Source organism: Nonomuraea sp. NPDC047529 (assembly GCF_040642995.1).
Taxonomy (GTDB): domain Bacteria; phylum Actinomycetota; class Actinomycetes; order Streptosporangiales; family Streptosporangiaceae; genus Nonomuraea.
The window spans coordinates 1-18,027 of the sequence record NZ_JBEYTJ010000068.1; the positions used below are offsets into that span (position 1 = coordinate 1).

Genomic DNA, 18,027 nt, shown 5'->3' on the forward strand with positions numbered 1-18,027 from the left:
ACGGCCGCAACTGGGACCAGGCCACCTCCTCCGGCCCCTTCTTCTTCCTGTTCGACTCCATGCGCTCCTGGATCCACTACCAATGGCAGGTCTTCACCTTCCACAGCGGGGTGCGCGACTATCACCAGTACATGTCCGACCCCTGGACATGGCCGTTGCTCTTCCGCCCGGTGTCGTTCTACTACCCGGCGGACGTGCCGCCGTCGGCGTGCGGGGCCTCGGCCTGCGCGCAGGCGATCCACGGCGTCGGCACCCCGGCCCTGTGGTTCGGCGCGCTGCTCGCGCTGGCGGGGACCGTCGTCCTGTACGTCAGGAGACGCGACTGGCGGGCGGGGGCGGTGCTGCTGGCGTACGCGATGGGCTGGCTGCCCTGGTTCTACTACGCCCTGGCCGACGACCGCACGATGTACCTGTTCTACATGCTCCCGGTCGTGCCGTTCATGGTGCTGGCGGTGGTGCTGATGGCCGGGCTCGTGCTCGGCCCGGCGGACGCGCCGCCCACGCGCAGGGCCGTCGGGGCGGCGTTCGCGGGCGCGTTCGCGATGATCGTGCTGATCAACTTCTGGTGGCTGCAGCCGGTGCTCACGGCCGAGACGCTCACGCAGACACAGTGGTGGGCTCGGATGTTGATGCGCTCTTGGGTGACCGCCGCCCCCAAGTGACGCCCTTGCGCAGCGTGATGGCCGCCGCGACGCAGGCCAGCGGGACGGCCGGGAGCACGTAGCGGTAGTCGAACTCGGCCGTCGCCGCCGGGGCCAGCAACAACCCGAACGCCCCCAGCCAGGGCAGCGCCACCGGGCCGCCGAACCTGCGCCAGCGGACGGCGATGCCGTACAGGCCGATCAGCATGATTCCGCCGAGCATGATGCCGCGCAGGTAGAAGATCTTCTGGTAGCCGCTCATGATGTCCGCCCACGGGTGGACGATCCTGGTCTCGGGCGGGCCCTGCTCGTAGCTGAACGCGTCGGTGTCGGTGTGGCCGCCCCCGTAGGAGGACCACTTCGGCAGCCGCTTGGGCCGCCCGGTGTCGTCGACCTCGTAATACGGCCTGAACTGGTACATGTTGTACGTCGACTCGTCGGGGAAGCGCGGCCGTCCCCAGTGGAAGGAACGGAAGAAGTCGCGCGCGACCACCTTCAGATAGTCACCCGGCTGGGACAGGATCGCCCGCGTGGCGAACGCGCTGGCCGCGTCGTTGGTGATGCCGCTGAACTTCTTGTTGATGCCCCACCGGTGGAGCACCTCGCCGGTGCCCGTGCCGTCGCCGTTGCCCTGGCCCCACAGGTACCACTGGGCGTAGTCCTTGCGCTGGTTGACCGGGTCGTTGATGCACAGCAGGAGGAGCTGGACCTCCTTGTACTTGTCGATCTTCATCTTGCCGCAGTCGGCGAAGATCGCGGTACGCATGTAGAGGATCAGCCCGTCGCTGTTGGTCATGGCGAATTTGCCGTAATTTGTGGAAAACCAGCCCATGTAGGTGAGGACGGGAAGCGCGCACGCCGCGACCACCGCCACGATCGACCGCCACCCCGCGCGCTGGACGATCAGATAGAGCACCACGAGCCCGAGGATCGGCATGCCGATCGAACGGGTCAGCCAGGTCATCGCGAGCAGCAGCCCGACCACGATCCCGGCCCGCCACGACAGCCGCCGTTTCCACAGCACCAGCGTCACCACGCCCACGACCAGCAGCGTGAACAGGGTGTCGGACATGACCATCTGCTCAAGCTGGATCTGGTAGGCGTCGAACAGCACCGGCGCCGCCGCCAGCGTGGCCGCCCACTTGGGCAGCGCGAACTTGCAGCGCAGCAGGGCGTAGATGAGCGCGGCCGCGGCCAGGCCCATCAGGTGTTGCGTGAAAATGGCGAGCGTGAAGCTGTGGAACGGCTTGAGCAGCATCAGCCAGAAGCTGTAGCCGTCGGGCCTGATCGGATGGGGCCTGGGGTGCAGCGCCACGTTGACGTACTCGTAGGAGTCGTTGAACCACATGGCCGGGCCGTAGCCGAGCATGGTGATCAGCCGCAGCACGGCACCGACGCCGAAGGCCACGGCGAACACGCGATGACGGCGCACGAGGGACAGCACGCGAGCTGCCCGGCCAGGAGCGGAGTGGTCCACAGGGGTAATCTCCGCGACGCTCACCATGCTGTAAAGAATGCCAGTCGTTTTTAGGTCTTGACCCGAGCACGCCGGGCACAGGGCATGATGGTTCACTGGAAGAGCCTTATTACTGAAGGGTTGAGACGTGGAACTGACGGTGGTCATGCCCTGCCTCAACGAGGCGGAGACCGTGGAAGTCTGTGTGCGCAAGGCATTGGCGTGCATGGAGGAGCACGGAATCGAAGGGGAAGTCCTGATCGCCGACAACGGCAGCACGGACGGCTCGCAGCAGCTCGCTCGTGATGCCGGGGCCCGTGTCGTCCACGTCGACGAGAAGGGCTACGGCAACGCCCTCATGGGCGGCATCCGCGCCGCCCGCGGCAAGTACGTGATCATGGGCGACGCCGACGACTCCTACGACTTCACCTCGTTGCTCCCGTTCGTCGAGCAGCTTCGCGACGGCGCCGACCTCGTGATGGGCAACCGTTTCAAGGGCGGCATCGCCCCGGGCGCCATGCCCCCGCTCCACCGCTACCTGGGCAACCCGGTGCTGTCGTTCGTCGGCCGGCTGTTCTTCCCGTCCGCCATCGGCGACTTCCACTGCGGTCTGCGTGGCTTCCGCCGTGACTCGATCCTGCGCCTCCACCTCCAGACCGGCGGCATGGAGTTCGCCTCGGAGATGGTCGTCCGCTCCACGCTCTCCGGTCTCGACGTGCGCGAGGTGCCCACCACGCTCTCGCCCGACGGCCGTTCGCGCCCGCCGCACCTGCGCTCCTGGCGCGACGGCTGGCGTCACCTGCGCTTCCTGCTGCTGTACAGCCCCAAGTGGCTGTTCTTCTACCCCGGCGTGTTCCTGATGGCCCTCGGCCTGGTCGCGGGCACGGCGCTGACGTTCGGGCCGGTGGAGATCGGCGAGCTGGCCTTCGACGTCGACACTCTGGTCGGGTCCTCGGCGCTGGTCGTGATCGGCTTCCAGGCGGCGTTGTTCGCGCTGTTCACGAAGGTCTACGCGGCCGAGGAGGGCTTCCTGCCCGAGTCGCCGCGGATCCGGAAGATCATCGACATCGTGACGCTGGAGAAGGGCCTCGTGGTCGGCGGCCTGCTGGCGCTGGCCGGTCTGGTCGGCCTGGTGATGTCGCTGGTCCACTGGCAGGTGCGCAGCTTCGGCGCACTCGACCCGCGCGAGTCGCTGCGCATGGTCGTCCCGGCCGCCACGGCGCTCGTCATGAGCTTCCAGACGATCTTCGCCTCGCTGTTCATCAGCATCCTCGGCATCCGCCGTACCAAGGAGAGCTCGATCGACGTGGCCGCCAAGGCCGCGGAGGAGGCCGCCGAGGCGGTCTCCCTGGAGGAGTCCAAGCGTTAGGGGCCTCCGCGTCCCGGTGGGAGCCGGCGCCGGCCACGTGCCGGCGCCGGCTTCCGTCTTTCCGCGCGGGGGTTGGGGGTTTGGACGAGGAGCGGGGCCGGGCCCCGTAGGCTTAGGTCATGTCCCAGCACATCTTGACCGCCGTCGCGTGGCCGTACGCTAACGGCCCCCGCCACATCGGGCACGTATCGGGTTTCGGCGTGCCGTCCGACGTCTTCAGCCGCTACCAGCGGATGGCGGGCAACAAGGTGCTGATGGTGTCCGGCACCGACGAGCACGGCACTCCGATCCAGGTGCAGGCCGACAAGGAGGGCGTCAGCGCCCGCGAGCTGGCCGACCGGTACAACAGGGTGATCGCCGAAGACCTGACCGGTCTCGGGCTCTCCTACGACCTGTTCACCCGGACCACGACGAAGAACCACTACGCCGTCACGCAGCAGATCTTCAAGGGTCTCTACGACAACGGCTACATCTTCCCCAAGACCACGATGGGCGCGATCTCGCCCTCGACCGGCCGTACCCTGCCCGACCGCTACATCGAGGGCACCTGCCCCATCTGCGGCTACGACGGCGCGCGCGGCGACCAGTGCGACAACTGCGGCAACCAGCTCGACCCGATCGAGCTCATCAACCCCAAGAGCCGCATCAACGGCGAGACCCCCGTCTTCGTCGAGACCGAGCACTTCATGCTCGACCTGCCCGCCTTCGCCGAGGTCCTGGGCTCCTACCTGCAGTCCAAGCAGGGCGAGTGGCGGCCCAACGTGCTGAAGTTCGCGCTCAATCTGCTGGGTGACCTCCAGCCCCGCGCGATCAGCCGCGACCTCGACTGGGGGGTGCCGATCCCGCTGGAGGGGTGGCGCGACCAGTCCAACAAGCGCCTCTACGTGTGGTTCGACGCGGTCATCGGCTACCTGTCGGCCTCCATCGAGTGGGCCAGGCGCTCCGGTGACCCCGACGCCTGGCGCCAGTGGTGGCAGAACCCCGACGCCCGCGGCTACTACTTCATGGGCAAGGACAACATCGTCTTCCACGCCGAGATCTGGCCGGCGATGTTGTTCGGCTACAGCGGCATCGGCGCGCGCGGCGGCTCGCCCGGCGAGCTGGGCGCGCTCGACGTGCCGTCCGAGGTGGTCTCCAGCGAGTTCCTGACGATGGAGGGCAAGAAGTTCTCCTCCTCCAGGCAAGTAGTAATTTACGTACGCGACTTCCTGGCGCGTTACGACGCCGACGCCCTGCGCTACTACATCGCCGTGGCCGGCCCCGAGAACCAGGACACCGACTTCACCTGGCAGGAGTTCGTCAACCGCAACAACGGCGAGCTCGTCGCCGCCTGGGGCAACCTGGTCAACCGGTCGATCTCGATGGCGTCGAAGAACTTCGGCGTCGTGCCCGAGGCCGGCGACCTGACCGACGCCGACCGGGCCATGCTGGAGCGCTCGCGCAACGCGTTCGCCCCCGTGGGCGCGGAGCTGGGCAGGTCGCGGTTCAAGAACGCGATCACCGAGGCGTTCGACGTCGTCCGCGAGGCCAACAAGTACCTGGCCGAGCAGGAGCCCTGGAAGCTCAAGGACGACACCGAGCGGCAGAAGTCGATCCTGCACGTCGCGCTCCAGGTCGTCGACGACGCCAAGACGATGCTCACGCCGTTCCTGCCGGGCTCGTCCAACAAGGTCTTCGCGATGCTCGGCGGCGAGGGCGTCTGGTCGGGCATGCCGGAGATCCGCGAGGTCGACGAGGACGGCGGCGCCCCCTACCCCGTCATCACCGGCGAGTACGACGGCGCGGCGCGCTGGGAGCACCGGCCGATCAAGCCGGGCACCCCGCTCGCGCCGCCCGTGCCGCTGTTCAAGAAGCTCGACCAGAAGGTCGTCGAAGAGGAGCTTGGCCGGCTGGCCGACTGAGGCCGTAGTCCTTGAGCGTGATGGCGGAGGCCGTCTTCCTGACGGACTTCGCCATCATGCCCTTCCACGGCAGATACGGCATGATCTTGTAGTTCTGGTTCATGAACCAGGCCATCAGCCGGCTCTCCGGAACCATGAACTTGCTGACGCCCACGGCCGACTTCTGGCAGCCGGTCGCGTAGCCGCGCACCTCCTGCTCGTACCGGGCGAACGCGGCGCGGTGATCGCCGCCCGCCGCGGCCAGCTCGCCGGCCAGCACATAGGCGCCGACGAGCGCGAGGCCGGTGCCCATGCCCGACAGCGGCGACGGGCAGCAGGCGGCGTCGCCGATCAGCACCACCCGGCCGCGCGACCACGAGTCCAGGTGCACCTGGCTGGTCGAGTCGAAGTAGAAGTCGTCGGCCTCCCACATCTTGCGCAACAGCGTGGGCGTCTCCCAGCCGACCCCTCGGTACGCCTCGGCCAGCAGCTCCTTCTGCCGGGTCACGTCCCGGCGGTCGTGCTCCAGCGGCTGGGAGCCGAAGTAGAACATCGCCTTGGCCTCGGTGTTGTTCCTGGCGCTGTAGAGGCCGACCGTCTTGCCGGGCGTGCTGTAGAGCAGGCCGGTGTGGTCGAGGTCCAGGTAGTTGTCGAGCGTGAACACCGCGCAGTAGAGCCCGAGGTGGCTGGTGACGGCCGCCTCCGGCGCGTCGAAGGCGAGCGAGCGCACGTTGGAGTGCAGGCCGTCCGCGCCCACCACGAGGTCGAACCGGCGCGTCGCGCCCCGCTCGAACGCCACCGTCACCCCGTCCGCGTCCTGGGCCAGGGAGGTGATGGAGTCGCCGAAGACGTACTCGGTGCGGTCCTTGGTGGCGTCGTAGAGGATGCGGGCCAGGTCGCCGCGGAGGATCTCGACGTCGCCGGAGAACAGGTCGCCGGGCACGGAGGCGAGCTTCCTGCCGGACTCGTTGACGTACGACATGTCGCCCATGTGGGTCTGGAGGCGTTCGACGTCGGCGAGGATGCCGAGCGCGCGCAGCACGGCCATGTGCGCCTCGCCGCGGAAGTCGACGGAGTAGCCGCCCTCACGCAGGGCGGGGGCGCGTTCGACGACGGTGACGCGGTGGCCGGAGCGGGTGAGGAGGAGGGCCAGGGCGGGGCCGGCGACGCTCGCGCCGGAGATCAGGATGTCCATGCCCCAGAGCCTGCCGGGGCCCGCTCACCGCCCCCTCACCCCACGCTCACCGCCTCGCCCGGCCGCGCTCACCGGAGGGCGGTCGGGGGTTCGAGCGGCGGGAAGTCGTCGATCGAGCGCAGGGGCGAGGCGTCGACCACCTCCGCCGGGACGCCGGCCAGCATCAGGGCCTCACGGTGCGAGAGCCTCGCCCCCGCGCGCCGCGCCCCCGCGTACGCCTGCTCGCCCAGCGCCTCGCGCAGCCGCCGCGACAGCCCGGCGACGTCGTCGTCCTCGGGCAGGTCGATGCCGCGGATCGCGATGGCGGCCCCGAGCAGCGTGGCCGCCGCCGCCGGGTCGTCGTCGCAGGCCAGCGCCGCCAGCGCCTCGATCGCCCTGACGCTCTCCGACAGCGCGCCCGACGTGACCGTGCTCTCCACCGCCCGCAGGTAGGAGGCCCGCGCCCCGGCCGCGTCCCCTTCGGCCGCGGCCAGCCGTCCGAGCCCGACGAGCAGCCTGGCCATGTTCCCGGACGTCTTCACCCAGATCGGGTCGGATCGCCGCAAGGCGTCCTCGTAGAGCTCGCGGGCCCGTGCCAGGTCGCCCTCGCGTACCGCCACGTCGCCCAGGCCGCGCAGGGCCGCGGGCAGGATCGTGCCGCCCGTACGCCCGGCCAGCTCGGCCGCGCGCTCGTAGTCGGCCCGCGCGCCGTCCAGGTCGTGCCGGATGCGGTAGTCGCCCCGGTTGCAGTAGTGGTCCGCCAGGTCCTCCTCCGCGCCGAGCTGCTCGGCCAGCGCGATGGCCTCCTCGGTGCGGGCCAGGGCGGTGGCCTCGTCGCCGGTCGTACTGGCCAGCCAGGCCAGCGCGTCGAGCGTCATCGCCGAGCCCCAGCGCTCGCCGAGCCCGCGGAAGCCCTGGAGCGCCCTCTCCAGGTCCTCCTCGGCGGCGGCGAACTCGCCCGCGGCCATCCGCGGATAGGCCCAGATCAGCCGGGTGGCGGCCCGCTCCCACGCGTCGGTACCGCGCTCGCCGCGCCTGATCAGCGCGATCGTGGCGCCGGGCTCGACCGCCGCCGAGGTGACCATCGGCCACAGGCACGTGACGATCGGGTTGCGCAGGCCGTCCGCCGTGATCATCGTCTCGGCGGCGCCCTTGTGGCGCTCCCACAGCTCGCGCCGCTCGCTCGCCGCGGTGAGCAGGGTCAGCAGGTACGCGTCCCCCAGGGCGGGGTCGGGCCGCGGACCGGCCGCCTCCAGCAGGGCCGCCGCCGCCTTGGCCGGCACCGCGCGCATGCCGCGCATCCACAGCGAGAACGTCTGCGCGGCCAGCAGCCGCATCCCGAGCGCCACCTCGCCCTGCTCCACCGTCCAGCGCAGCGCCGCCTGAAGGTTGTCGTGGTCGGCCGCGAACCGGGCCAGCCACGGCAGCTGCTCGGCGCCCCGCAGCCGGGGGTCGCCCTCCTCGGCCAGCGCGAGGAAGTACGCGGCGTGCGCCCGCCGGTAGCGCGCGGCCTCCTCGCCGAGCCGGTCGGCGCAGAACGCCCGGATCGTCTCCAGCATGCGGTAGCGGCCGCCCGCCACCTCCAGGAGCGACTTGTCGGCCAGCGAGTCGAGCAGGTGCTCGGGCAGGCCGCAGACGGCCGCGGCGGCAGTCGCGGTGGCCCCGCCGGAGAAGACGGTCAGGCGCATGGCCATGGCCTGCTCGGGCTCGGTGAGCAACTCCCAGCTCCACGCGACGACCGCGCGCAACGTCTGGTGCCGGGCGTCGGCGGTACGGCTGCCGCGCAGGCTGAACCGGCCCTGACCGGCGAGGCGGTCGGCCAGTTCATCGGCCTCGTGCGTACGCATGCGGGCGGCCGCCAGCTCGATGGCCAGCGGGAGGCCGTCGAGCGCGGCGCAGATACGTTCGACCGGCTCACCAGAGGCGAAACCGGGGCGTACGGCCTTGGCCCGGTCGGTGAAGAGGGTATGGGCGTCGGAGGGGGCGAGGGGGCGTACCGGCCACAGGTGTTCGGGGGTGATCGCGAGCGGCTCGCGGCTCGTGGCCAGCACGCGCAACGCCGGGCACGCGGACAGCAGCCGCTCGGCCAGGGCCGCGGCCTCGCCCACGACGTGCTCGCAGTTGTCCAGCACCAGCAGGACCGGGCGGTCGGCGAGCACCGCCACCAGACGGGCCTGCGGATCCGGCTCCCCGGACGCGCCCAGCGTCGCGGCCCCCAGCAGCGCGCCGTCGCGCACGCCGAGCGCGGCGAGGACCGCTCGCGCGAGGTCGGCCCCCGGGCTGAGCGGGGCCAGCTCGACCAGGACGGCGTCGTGGTGGCCCCTGGCGATCTCGACCGCGAGCCGGCTCTTGCCCGCGCCGCCGGGGCCGAGCAGCGTGACCAGCCGGGCGGCGGACAGCAGCGCCGCGACCTCGGCCAGATCGCCGTCGCGGCCGACGAAGCTCGTGAGCCGCCCCGGCAACGGCGCCGCCGCCACGGCCTTCGCCGCCGGCTCCGGGGGTGATTCGGGGAGCGGGGGCAGGTCGCCGCGGAGGAGGGACTGGTGGAGGGCGGCGAGCTCGGGGGAGGGGTCGGCGCCCAGTTCCTCGGCCAGCAGCCGCCGCGTCTCCTCGTAGACCATCAGCGCCTCGGCCTGCCTGCCGTCGGCGCGCAACGCCCGCATGAGCTGGCCGCGCAGCCGTTCGCGCAGCGGGTGGCGCTCGACCAGCTCGCCCAGCTCGGGGACGACGCCCCGGTGGCCCCCGCACCGCAGGTCGGCCTCGATCCGGTCCTCCAGCGCGGCCAGGCGGCGCTCCTCCAGCCGCGCGCCGTGCACGGGGTCGAGGTCGGCGAACGCGGGCCCCCGCCACAGGGCCAGCGCCTCCCGCAACAGCCCCCCGGCCAGCACCGGATCGCTCCGGACGCCTTCCGCCCGGTCCGTCCCCCGCGCCGCGCCGGCGGCCTGGTGACCGAGGAGGGCGGCGCGACCGGAGTCGGCGAGGCGGAGGAAACGACCGGCGTCGATGTCCTCGGGGTCCGCGGCCAGCCGGTAGCCGGCGGCGGTCAGCTCGACCGGAATTCCGTCGCCGCGCAGCCGGGAGACCTGGGAGTGCAGGGCGTGCTGGGCGTTCTTGGGCGAGCGGTCGCCGTACAGGAGGTCGACGAGGCGGTCCTGGCTGACGATCTCGCCCGGACGGACGAGCAGCAACGCCAGCAGCGCGCGCCTGGCCGGACCACCCAGGGGTACGTCGACGCCAGCCGCGTCCCATGCCCGGGTGCTGCCGAGAATGCCGAAGCGCATGGAGGCTACTTTAGATCCGTGAGCAAGATTCCCGCCGCGCCCGAGCCGCTTTCCGCACCGGTGTTCGACAGCCACTGCCACCTGGACATCATGGTGGGCAACCGGCAGGCGTCCTCGGGCGACCCGGTGGCCCAGGCCGCCCAGGCGGCGTCGGCCACCGTACGGAGCATCCTGCGCGACGCGCGCGAGGTCGGCGTGACCAGGCTCGTCACCATCGGGTACGACCTGCCCTCCTCGCGGTGGAACGCCGAGGTGGCGGCCGAGCAGGAAGGCGTGTACGCCGGGGTCGCCATCCACCCCAACGAGGCCCACGAGGCGACCCCCGAGGTGCTGGCCGAGATCGAGTCGCTCGCTCGGCAGGCCGACGTCCGCGCGGTGGGGGAGACCGGCCTCGACTACTTCCGCGACTGGGCGGCCAAGGACGACCAGCACGCGAGCTTCCGCGCCCACGTCGAGATCGCCAAGCGCACCGGCAAGGCCCTGGTCATCCACGACCGCGACGCGCACGACGACGTCCTGAAGGTGCTGGCCGAGCAGGGCGCGCCGGACAAGGTGGTGTTCCACAGCTACTCGGGCGACGCCGAAATGGCGAAAAAGTGCGCCGAAGCTGGATATTTCATGTCCTTCTCCGGGCCCGTCACCTACAAGAACGCGGGCTACCTGCGTGAGGCCGCCGCCGTCGCCCCCATGGAGCTCATGCTCGTCGAGACAGATGCCCCCTACCTGCCGCCGGTCCCGTACCGGGGCAAGCCCAACGCCCCCTACCTCATCCCGCTCACCCTGCGCTGCCTCGCCGAGGTCAAGGGTGTCCATCCGGACGAGTTGTGCGAGGCGATCAGCACGAACGGAGTCACGGTCTTCGGCGAGTGGTGACCATCTTTGCGTGAAGCGGTGGAGGCGGGCGCGCCGCCGCCGCTAGCGTTCGGGCGGTCCCAGGCCGTATCCGGAGGTGGTTCGTGCGAGGCAGGAGGCGTGCGCCGCGTCCGCGGATCCCCTGGCGTTCTCCGTGGACGCCGGTGGTGTGCGTCGTCGGTACGCTGGCCGCCGGCCTGCTGGTCGCGGTCTCGTACCTGGTCAAGGACGTCGTCGTGGTCGTCGACGGCACGCCGGTCGCCGTCCGCGGCTTCGCCGGGCAGGTGGCGGACGTGCTCGCCGACGCGGGCGTGACCGTGGGGCTGGGCGACGTCGTGCGTCCCGACCTGAGCGCCGACCTCGCCGACGGCTCCACCATCGAGGTACGCCACGCCCGCCCGATCACGCTGACCCTCGACGGCCGCACCACGACCCACCTGGTCACCGCCACGAACGTCCGGGACGCCCTGGCCGAGCTCGACGTCGAGGCGGCGGCCGGCAGCCTGTCCGCGCCGCCCGGCCGCCCGGTGCCGCTGTCGGGCATGTCGCTCACGGCGTTCACCGAGCGCAGGGTCTACGTGGTCACGGGAACCACCCGGCTCGCCGCGCGCACCACCGCGCGCACCGTGCGGCAGGTGCTCCGGCAGGAGCGCGTCGTCGTCCGGCACGGGTCCATGGTGCGACCGCCGCTCGGCAGCTTCCCCAAGGACGGGACGGTCATCACGGTCATGCCGCCGCGAGCCGTGCAGGTCCCCTGGGAGGTGACCAGGCTCGACTGGCAGGCGCTGGCCAACTGCGTGGCGCGCGGCGACCCTCTGGCGTACAACCCCGACGGTCCCTACTACGGGATGTACCAGTTCAGCCTGCCCATGTGGCAGGCGGTCGGCGGGGTGGGGCTGCCGAGCGCCTGGCCGGAGGAGGAGCAGACCTACCGGGCGCAGCTTCTCTACCAGCGGGTCGGCGGACGGTGGCAGACCCAGTGGCCGAACTGCGGCGACCACCTGTTCAGCTGACGCGCTTGGAGGGGGCCGCTCACCCCGCCAGTGAGGTTCCGAAGTCGGTGCCCTTGGGCGGTTGCAGCGACTGGAGGTCGTCGGCGTTGCGCGGCGCCACCGCGACCTTCCCGTACGGCGGGCCGTCCGGCTGGCCCACGAAAAGCTTGTTGCCGCTGAACGTCACCGACCAGCCGAACAGCCCCTCCGCCCCGGGAAGCTTCCGGTCGTCGGCCGGGTTCCGCCACGAGAACACCTGGACGCCGCCTCCGTAGGGCGCTCCGACGGCCAGCCTCCCGTCGGAGGAGGCGGCCATCGAGAAGCCGAACGCCTGCTTGCCGCCCTGTTTCACCATCCTCGTCTGTTTCTTCGCCGGGTCGAGGAACTGCACGTAACCGGGGCCCGGGGCGCTGATCGCGTACCCGTGGCCCTCGGCGTAGGCGACCGCGTAGCCGTACCGGTCGCCGGGGGTCTTGGTGGGGGAGTCCAGTTTCAGGCTCGCGATCCGGGGAGCCAGCACGTCGTCGATGAAGACCACCGAGCCCGAGTCGATCTTGCCGGACTGGACCTGCCGTCCCGCGCCGTCGTCGTTCTCGTACGGGACGCCCACGACCAGGCCGTTCTTCGGGCCGATCGCCAGTGACCAGCCGAACTGGTCGCCGACCTCGCTGTTGCCGCGCACGTCCACGGTCTCCTGGCTGATCCGGCGCAGCGCGCCCGTGCCCTGGCGTACGTAGACCGCGCCGGCGTCCTGGATCTGACCGTCGTCCTCGTAAGGTGCGCCGATCACCATCAGGTTCCCCCTGGCCGCCAGTGACCAGCCGAAGTGCGCGGACCGTTGCGGCTGCGGGGCGGTCAGGCGTTGCGGGGGCGCCGCCTTGCCGCCGTAGACGACGTAGACGCTGCCCGCGTCCTGCTCGCCGTCCACGTCCGCGAAGGGGGCGCCGATCAGGAGGTCGGCGCAGGCGTCGCCGTTGACGTCGGCCAGCCGTACGGACCAGCCCAGCCCGTCCCCCTTGACCGGCCCGGGCACGGCCACAGGCGTCACCTTGTCGCCCGACAGCAGGTGGACCGACCCCTTCTGGCCGTCGCCGAACGGGTCGCCCACGGCCACGTCGTCCGCGCCGTCACCGTCGACGTCGGCGGCTCCCGCGCACGCCACCGCCTGCGCGGAAGCCCGCACCGGGAGCGGGACGCCTGCGAGCACGACGGCCATCACCACGGCCGTCCTGACGGGTCCGGTGAGATTCACAGGGCGACCTCGATCTGTCGGCCGTTCTCCAGCATGGTCGCGATCATCTTCGCGGGCCTGCGATAGGGCGCCAGGTCGAACACGAAGGCGCCGTCCACCCGCTCGCCCGGCTGGATGGCCGCGGGCAGCGCGACCTGGGCGGGGACGTGCTCGCCGCCCTTGTCGTCGACCATGGTGACGACGGGACGGCCGAGCGGACGGCGTTCGCCGCCTGGATTGATCATGGTCCAGTGGACCACGCAGAGCTGCCCCTTCGTGGTGGTTCGTCCCTCGAACTCCTTCAGCCCGCACGTCGGTGCCTCCGGCACCACCGCGACCGGGTCGTCGAAGTTCCCGCCCAGGGCGAACCTGCGGCCCACGTCGCCCGTGCGCGGGTTCGTCACGGTTCTGGAGGGGCTGTTGGAGGTGGCCACGCCGGGGGAGTTGCGGCTGGAGTTCACGATCAGGACCGTGACGGTGACCACGATCGCCAGGACGGCCGCCGCGGCGGCGATCAGCCAGCGGGTGCCCTTCGTGCGAGTGCCGCCCAGGGTGTCGGGTTCGTCGGGCGGATACGTCAGAACACCCGGATCCGTACCCGCACCCGTTCGGGGTTCGGCGCGGGTCCGGGGCTCAGCGTGGGGCCGGGGCCCGATGCCCGTTCGGGGTTCGGCGCGGGTTCGGGGTTCGGTGTCCGACCGAGGTTCGGCCCGGGTGGGGGGCTCGGTGCCAGGCCGGGGACGGGCCTGTTGCTCGCCCGAGGTCCCCTGCCTGCGCGCCAGCAGGCGGGCCTGCTCCAACTGGCGCTCGTGCTCCTGGCGGCGCGCCTGCGCCTGGGCCTCCCAGCGGGCCAGCTCGTCGCGGGCGGCCTGCTCCTCGCGCCGCGCCAGCTCGTCCAGGGACGCCTGCCCCCCAGGTAACCCGGCCCCCGGAGCGCTCCGGGGGGTGGGCGCCGCGTCCGCACCGAACGCCCCCGGCACCTTGGGCCGCCTTGCCCTCTCTCCGCCCCCCGCCCCTGACGGCGCTCCCGACCCCGCCCCAGAACCCGGCCACGTCCCCGTCCCAGAACCGGAGCCGGAACCCGACCGCGGCCCGGCCCCAGGGGCGGGGCTTCGGGCGCCTGTCGCGTCGCTCGGCGGCGGGGTCGTGAACGTGGCCGTGACATCCGGCTCGTCCACGACGTTCCGCGGCGGCTCCCAGTCGGTCAGCATCTCGGTGGCGACCAGCGTGGGCGGATTGTCGGCGATCGCCGGCGTGCTCCCGCCCACCAGCGCTATCAGCAGCTCCTGAGCCGTGGGCCGCTGCGCGGGATCCATGGCGGTGGCCCGGCGTACCAGCTCGTTGAGCGGCGCGGGAAGCGCGCCGAGATCGGGCGGCGTGTTCAGGACGCGAGTCGCCATCGTGACGGGATCGCCCCGCCCGAACGGATGCCGCCCGTTCCCCGAGTACGCCACCAGGCATCCCCAGGCGAAAATGTCGGCCGCCGGGGACACGAGCTCGCCGCGCACCTGCTCAGGAGCCCACCACCCGGGGCTGCCGAGCAGTTCGCCGGAGAGCGTGAACCCGGTCTCCCTGTCCAGGGCCCTGGCGATCCCGAAGTCGATCACCCGCGGCCCGGACAGCGACAGGATGACGTTGGCGGGCTTCAGATCCCGGTGCACGAGCCCGGCCACGTGGATCGCCGCCAGCGCCGCCGCGACCCCCAGCGCCACGCCGTGCAGCGGCCCGGGGTCGAGCGCCCCGAAGGTCGTGATCTGGTCGGAAAGGGGCGTGCCCGCGATGTACTCGGTCACCATGTACGGACGCCCGTCCCCGGTGTCGCCGTTGTCGAGCACCTGGGCCGTGCAGAACGACGCCACCCGGCGCGCGTTGTCCACCTCGGCGTGGAAGCGGGCGGCGAACCCCTCCTGATTGGCGAACTCCGCCTTCACCACCTTGACCGCGACGAACCGCCCCGTCGGAGCCCTGGCGAGGAAGACGGTCCCCATGCCGCCTTCGCCGAGCCGTCCGAGCAGCCGGTACGGCCCGATCTCCCGCAGATCGGTGGGACGGAGCGGCGCGGCGCCCGTTGGCTCCATCAGGGACGTCCCTTCCTGTTCCACGCCATCCTCTCCTTAGGTCTCCCCCATCCGCCATCGCAGGTTCTTCGATGCGGGAGACTGGTTGGATGATGAGGCTGTTGGGCCCTGCAGAAATACGTATTTTGGCGAACAAGCTAGATCTGCGCCCCACGAAAAGGCTAGGCCAGAACTTCGTGATCGACGCGGGGACCGTCCGGCGCATCGTCCGCGTGGCCGACCTGTCGGCCGACGACGTGGTCATCGAGGTCGGGCCCGGCCTCGGCTCGCTCACCCTGGCGCTCCTGCCCGAGGCCGCGCACGTGGTGGCCGTCGAGATCGACCCGGTCCTGGCCACCCAACTGCCCCTCACCGTCGCCGACCGCGGCCCGTCCGACAGGCTGACGGTGGTCAACGCCGACGCCATGCGGATCACCCTCGACGACCTCGCCGGTCACACCCCCACGGCCCTGGTGGCCAACCTGCCGTACAACGTGGCCGTCCCCGTGGTGCTCCACCTCCTGGAGAGGCTGCCCTCGCTGCGCAAGGGCCTGGTCATGGTGCAACTGGAGGTCGCCGACCGCCTCGCCGCCGGTCCCGGCTCCAAGGTGTACGGCGTCCCGTCGGTCAAGGCCGCCTGGTACGCCGACGTACGCCGTGCCGGCCCCGTCGGCCGTACGGTCTTCTGGCCCGTCCCCAACGTCGATTCCGGCCTGGTCTCCCTGGTCCGCCGCGAGCCTCCCGCCACCACGGCCACCAGGGAAGAGGTGTTCGCCGTCGTGGACGCCGCCTTCGCCCAGCGCCGCAAGACCCTGAGGGCCGCTCTGGCCACCTGGGCCGGCAGCCCGTCCCAGGCCGAAACGGCACTACGAGCCGCCGGCGTGGACCCGTCGGCCCGAGGCGAACAACTCACCATCGAATCCTTCGCCCGAATAGCCGAACAGAAGCCCTGAGCCGAACGGAAGCCCTGGGTCGGGCAGAAGCCCTGACCTCCAGGTCTTCGCGGTTGTCCACAACCCCGGCCGCGCGACGAGCGCCCGTCCACAGAACGCCGTTCGGCCCCTCCAGCCCCCGCCCGCTCGCATGATCCTGGCTCCCGTCCCTCATCACGACGAAGGAGCCACTCATGACCGCTCGCCGCCACGCCGGCCGGTTGTCGATCGTCCTCACCGGCGGCCTGCTGGCCGTCGCAGGCGCCCACCCCGCCCTCGCCCGAGCCACACCGGCTCCATGCCTCCGGGCCACCCTCACGATCCCCGCGGCGGGCGCCGGAGCAACCGCCACCACCGGGTGCCCAGCCCCCCACCACCCCAAGAGACCGAAGCCCAGGAAACCCAGGAAGCGCCCGAGGCACAAGGGCGAAGTCGCAGCCGGCGCGGCCCTGACGCAGCTCGGCGTCTCGTTCTCCTGGGGCGGCGGCTCCTCAAGAGGCCCCACCGTCGGAGTGGGCACCGGCGCGAACACGAGAGGCTTCGACTGCAGCGGCCTCACCCTCTACGCCTGGGCCAAGGCCGGAGTGAGGCTGGGCCACTACACCGGCACCCAGTTCCGCCAGGGCCGCAGGGTCCCCCTCGCCGCCAGGCGCAAGGGCGACCTCCTGTTCTTCGGCGGCACCGGCGACCCCACCCACGTAGCGCTCTACCTCGGCGGCGACCTCATGATCCACGCCCCTCGCACAGGCGACGTGGTCCGGAGAACCAACTTCCTGAGCTCCCCCTACTACCGGGCCGCCTACCGAGGAACCGTCCGCCCCGCCTGACACCGAGGTCACCACAACGACCTCACCGAGCGGCCACCCGCCACGCCCGTCACGGCGGGTGGCCCGCCACCTCGAACCCCCGCAACGTCCCCCACCGACTCCAGAGCACCCGGCCACCACCGTCACCGAAGTGATCGGAAGGCGGCGACCCGAGAAGAAGACCGAGGCAGAATAGGCGGCGATGTCACCGTATGAGGGCCTGAACGGCAGAAAGGCTGACGAAGATCACCCTGCGTGGTCCACAGTCGGCCATCTCACACGTCGAATTCCGAGAACCGCATGTCAGCGCACCCCACCCCGATAACATCGAGTGTCCTTGACCCCGGCAAGCGATGAAAGTGGCAGAAGATCGATGAGTTCGGTGACCGTACGTGTGCCCGCGAAGGTCAACGTGCAGCTTTCAGTCGGCCCGCTCCGGGAAGATGGCTACCACGACCTGGTCAATGTCTTCCACGCAGTGTCGATCTTCGATGAGGTGGTCGCGAAGGAGGCCGAGTCGATCACCGTCACGGTCAACGGCAGGTGGTCCGACCAGGTGCCGCTCGACGACGACAACCTCGCCATCCGCGCCGCCCGCGCCCTCGCCAAGCACGCGGGCCGCTCGTACGGCGCCGATCTGATCATCGAGAAGGCCATCCCGGTCGCCGGCGGCATGGCGGGCGGCAGCGCCGACGCGGCGGGCGCCCTCGTGGCGTGCAACGAGCTCTGGGGGCTCGGCCTGCCCTTCGAGGACCTCATGGAGATCGCCGGCGACCTGGGCAGCGACGTGCCGTTCTCGCTGCTCGGCGGCACGGCGGTCGGCACCGGCCGCGGCGAGCAGCTCAGCGAGCTGCCCACGGGCGGCACGTTCCACTGGGTGTTCGCGCTGGCCGACGGCGGTCTCTCCACCGCCAAGGTCTACGCGGAATGCGACCGCCAGCGCGAGGCCTCCGACGCCCGCGTGCCCTGGCCCGAGCTCGACGCCCCGCTCATCGAGGCCCTCGGCACCGGCGACGCGTACTCCCTGGGCGCCCACCTGAGCAACGACCTCCAGGCCGCCGCCCTGGCCCTGCGCCCCGAGCTCGCCACCACCCTCGACGCCGGACGCCAGCACGGCGCGCTGGGCGCGATCGTCTCCGGCTCCGGCCCCACCTGCGCCTTCCTGGCCATCGACGCCACCCACGCCCGCGACCTGGCCCACAGCCTCACGGCCACCGGCGCCGCCACCACCACGGTCGCCGCCCACGGCCCCGTAACCGGCGCCACCCTGCTGTAACCCCCTGCCCCCGACCCTCTGCCCCGAAGGGCCTGGGGCGGGTCCGTGCGTCCGTGAGGGCATCAGGTCCGGCAATCCCC

Annotated in this window: 12 protein-coding genes and 1 pseudogene; 8 read left to right on the top strand and 5 right to left on the bottom strand. The window is 71.5% G+C overall.

Annotated elements, in window-relative coordinates; genetic code table 11:
- Positions 1-662, top strand: a pseudogene (locus tag ABZ815_RS50455) (phospholipid carrier-dependent glycosyltransferase); the annotation flags it as partial.
- On the opposite strand, the gene ABZ815_RS50460 reads toward ABZ815_RS50455, so the two are convergent.
- Complete coding sequence (locus tag ABZ815_RS50460; protein ID WP_357710029.1) at positions 598-2,073, bottom strand: hypothetical protein; 1,476 nt, start codon at positions 2,071-2,073, stop codon at positions 598-600. The pseudogene ABZ815_RS50455 and the gene ABZ815_RS50460 overlap by 65 nt on opposite strands.
- Before the next feature lie 172 nt (positions 2,074-2,245).
- Here ABZ815_RS50460 and ABZ815_RS50465 point away from each other — a divergent pair, with 172 nt between their 5' ends.
- Positions 2,246-3,466 carry a glycosyltransferase gene (locus ABZ815_RS50465; protein ID WP_357710032.1) on the top strand — a complete coding sequence of 407 codons (1,221 nt, stop codon included), beginning with the start codon at positions 2,246-2,248 and terminating at the stop codon, positions 3,464-3,466.
- A 119-nt stretch (positions 3,467-3,585) separates the two neighbouring features.
- Entirely contained in the window at positions 3,586-5,367 is a 1,782-nt protein-coding gene (metG, locus tag ABZ815_RS50470) for a methionine--tRNA ligase (protein WP_357710035.1), read from the top strand.
- Here metG and ABZ815_RS50475 read toward each other — a convergent pair.
- Together ABZ815_RS50475 and ABZ815_RS50480 are read right to left on the bottom strand one after the other, a co-directional pair.
- Entirely contained in the window at positions 5,312-6,541 is a 1,230-nt protein-coding gene (locus ABZ815_RS50475) for an FAD-dependent monooxygenase (RefSeq protein WP_357710038.1), read from the bottom strand. The two genes, metG and ABZ815_RS50475, sit on opposite strands and share 56 nt — an antisense overlap.
- A 68-nt stretch (positions 6,542-6,609) precedes the next feature.
- Positions 6,610-9,801 carry a BTAD domain-containing putative transcriptional regulator gene (locus ABZ815_RS50480; RefSeq protein WP_357710040.1) on the bottom strand — a complete coding sequence of 1,064 codons (3,192 nt, stop codon included), beginning with the start codon at positions 9,799-9,801 and terminating at the stop codon, positions 6,610-6,612.
- A gap of 18 nt (positions 9,802-9,819) precedes the next feature.
- Here ABZ815_RS50480 and ABZ815_RS50485 point away from each other — a divergent pair, with 18 nt between their 5' ends.
- Together ABZ815_RS50485 and ABZ815_RS50490 are read left to right on the top strand one after the other, a co-directional pair.
- A complete protein-coding gene (locus ABZ815_RS50485) occupies positions 9,820-10,674 on the top strand; it encodes a TatD family hydrolase (RefSeq protein WP_357710043.1) in 855 nt (284 codons plus the stop codon).
- A 146-nt stretch (positions 10,675-10,820) separates the two neighbouring features.
- Positions 10,821-11,666: a ubiquitin-like domain-containing protein gene (locus ABZ815_RS50490; protein ID WP_357710046.1), complete on the top strand. Its 846-nt coding sequence runs from the start codon at positions 10,821-10,823 to the stop codon at positions 11,664-11,666.
- 19 nt (positions 11,667-11,685) lie between these two features.
- Here the strand turns inward: ABZ815_RS50490 and ABZ815_RS50495 are convergent, their stop codons facing one another.
- Both ABZ815_RS50495 and ABZ815_RS50500 read right to left on the bottom strand, forming a co-directional pair.
- On the bottom strand, positions 11,686-12,897 hold the full coding sequence (locus ABZ815_RS50495; protein ID WP_357710049.1) for an FG-GAP-like repeat-containing protein: 1,212 nt from the start codon (positions 12,895-12,897) through the stop codon (positions 11,686-11,688).
- Complete coding sequence (locus ABZ815_RS50500) at positions 12,894-14,978, bottom strand: protein kinase (RefSeq protein WP_357710052.1); 2,085 nt, start codon at positions 14,976-14,978, stop codon at positions 12,894-12,896. The genes ABZ815_RS50495 and ABZ815_RS50500 overlap by 4 nt, the downstream gene beginning before the upstream one ends.
- Positions 14,979-15,025: 47 nt before the next feature.
- Between ABZ815_RS50500 and rsmA the strand changes: the two genes are divergently transcribed.
- The 3 genes from rsmA to ABZ815_RS50515 all read left to right on the top strand — a co-directional run bounded on the left by rsmA (position 15,026) and on the right by ABZ815_RS50515 (position 17,947).
- The gene (rsmA, locus tag ABZ815_RS50505; protein ID WP_357710055.1) at positions 15,026-15,886 is read left to right on the top strand and encodes a 16S rRNA (adenine(1518)-N(6)/adenine(1519)-N(6))-dimethyltransferase RsmA; all 861 of its coding nucleotides are present in this window, start codon (positions 15,026-15,028) and stop codon (positions 15,884-15,886) included.
- A 173-nt stretch (positions 15,887-16,059) separates the two neighbouring features.
- A complete protein-coding gene (locus ABZ815_RS50510; RefSeq protein ID WP_357710058.1) occupies positions 16,060-16,692 on the top strand; it encodes an NlpC/P60 family protein in 633 nt (210 codons plus the stop codon).
- 352 nt (positions 16,693-17,044) lie between these two features.
- Positions 17,045-17,947 carry a 4-(cytidine 5'-diphospho)-2-C-methyl-D-erythritol kinase gene (locus ABZ815_RS50515; protein ID WP_357710061.1) on the top strand — a complete coding sequence of 301 codons (903 nt, stop codon included), beginning with the start codon at positions 17,045-17,047 and terminating at the stop codon, positions 17,945-17,947.
- The last annotated feature ends 80 nt before the right edge of the window (positions 17,948-18,027 follow it).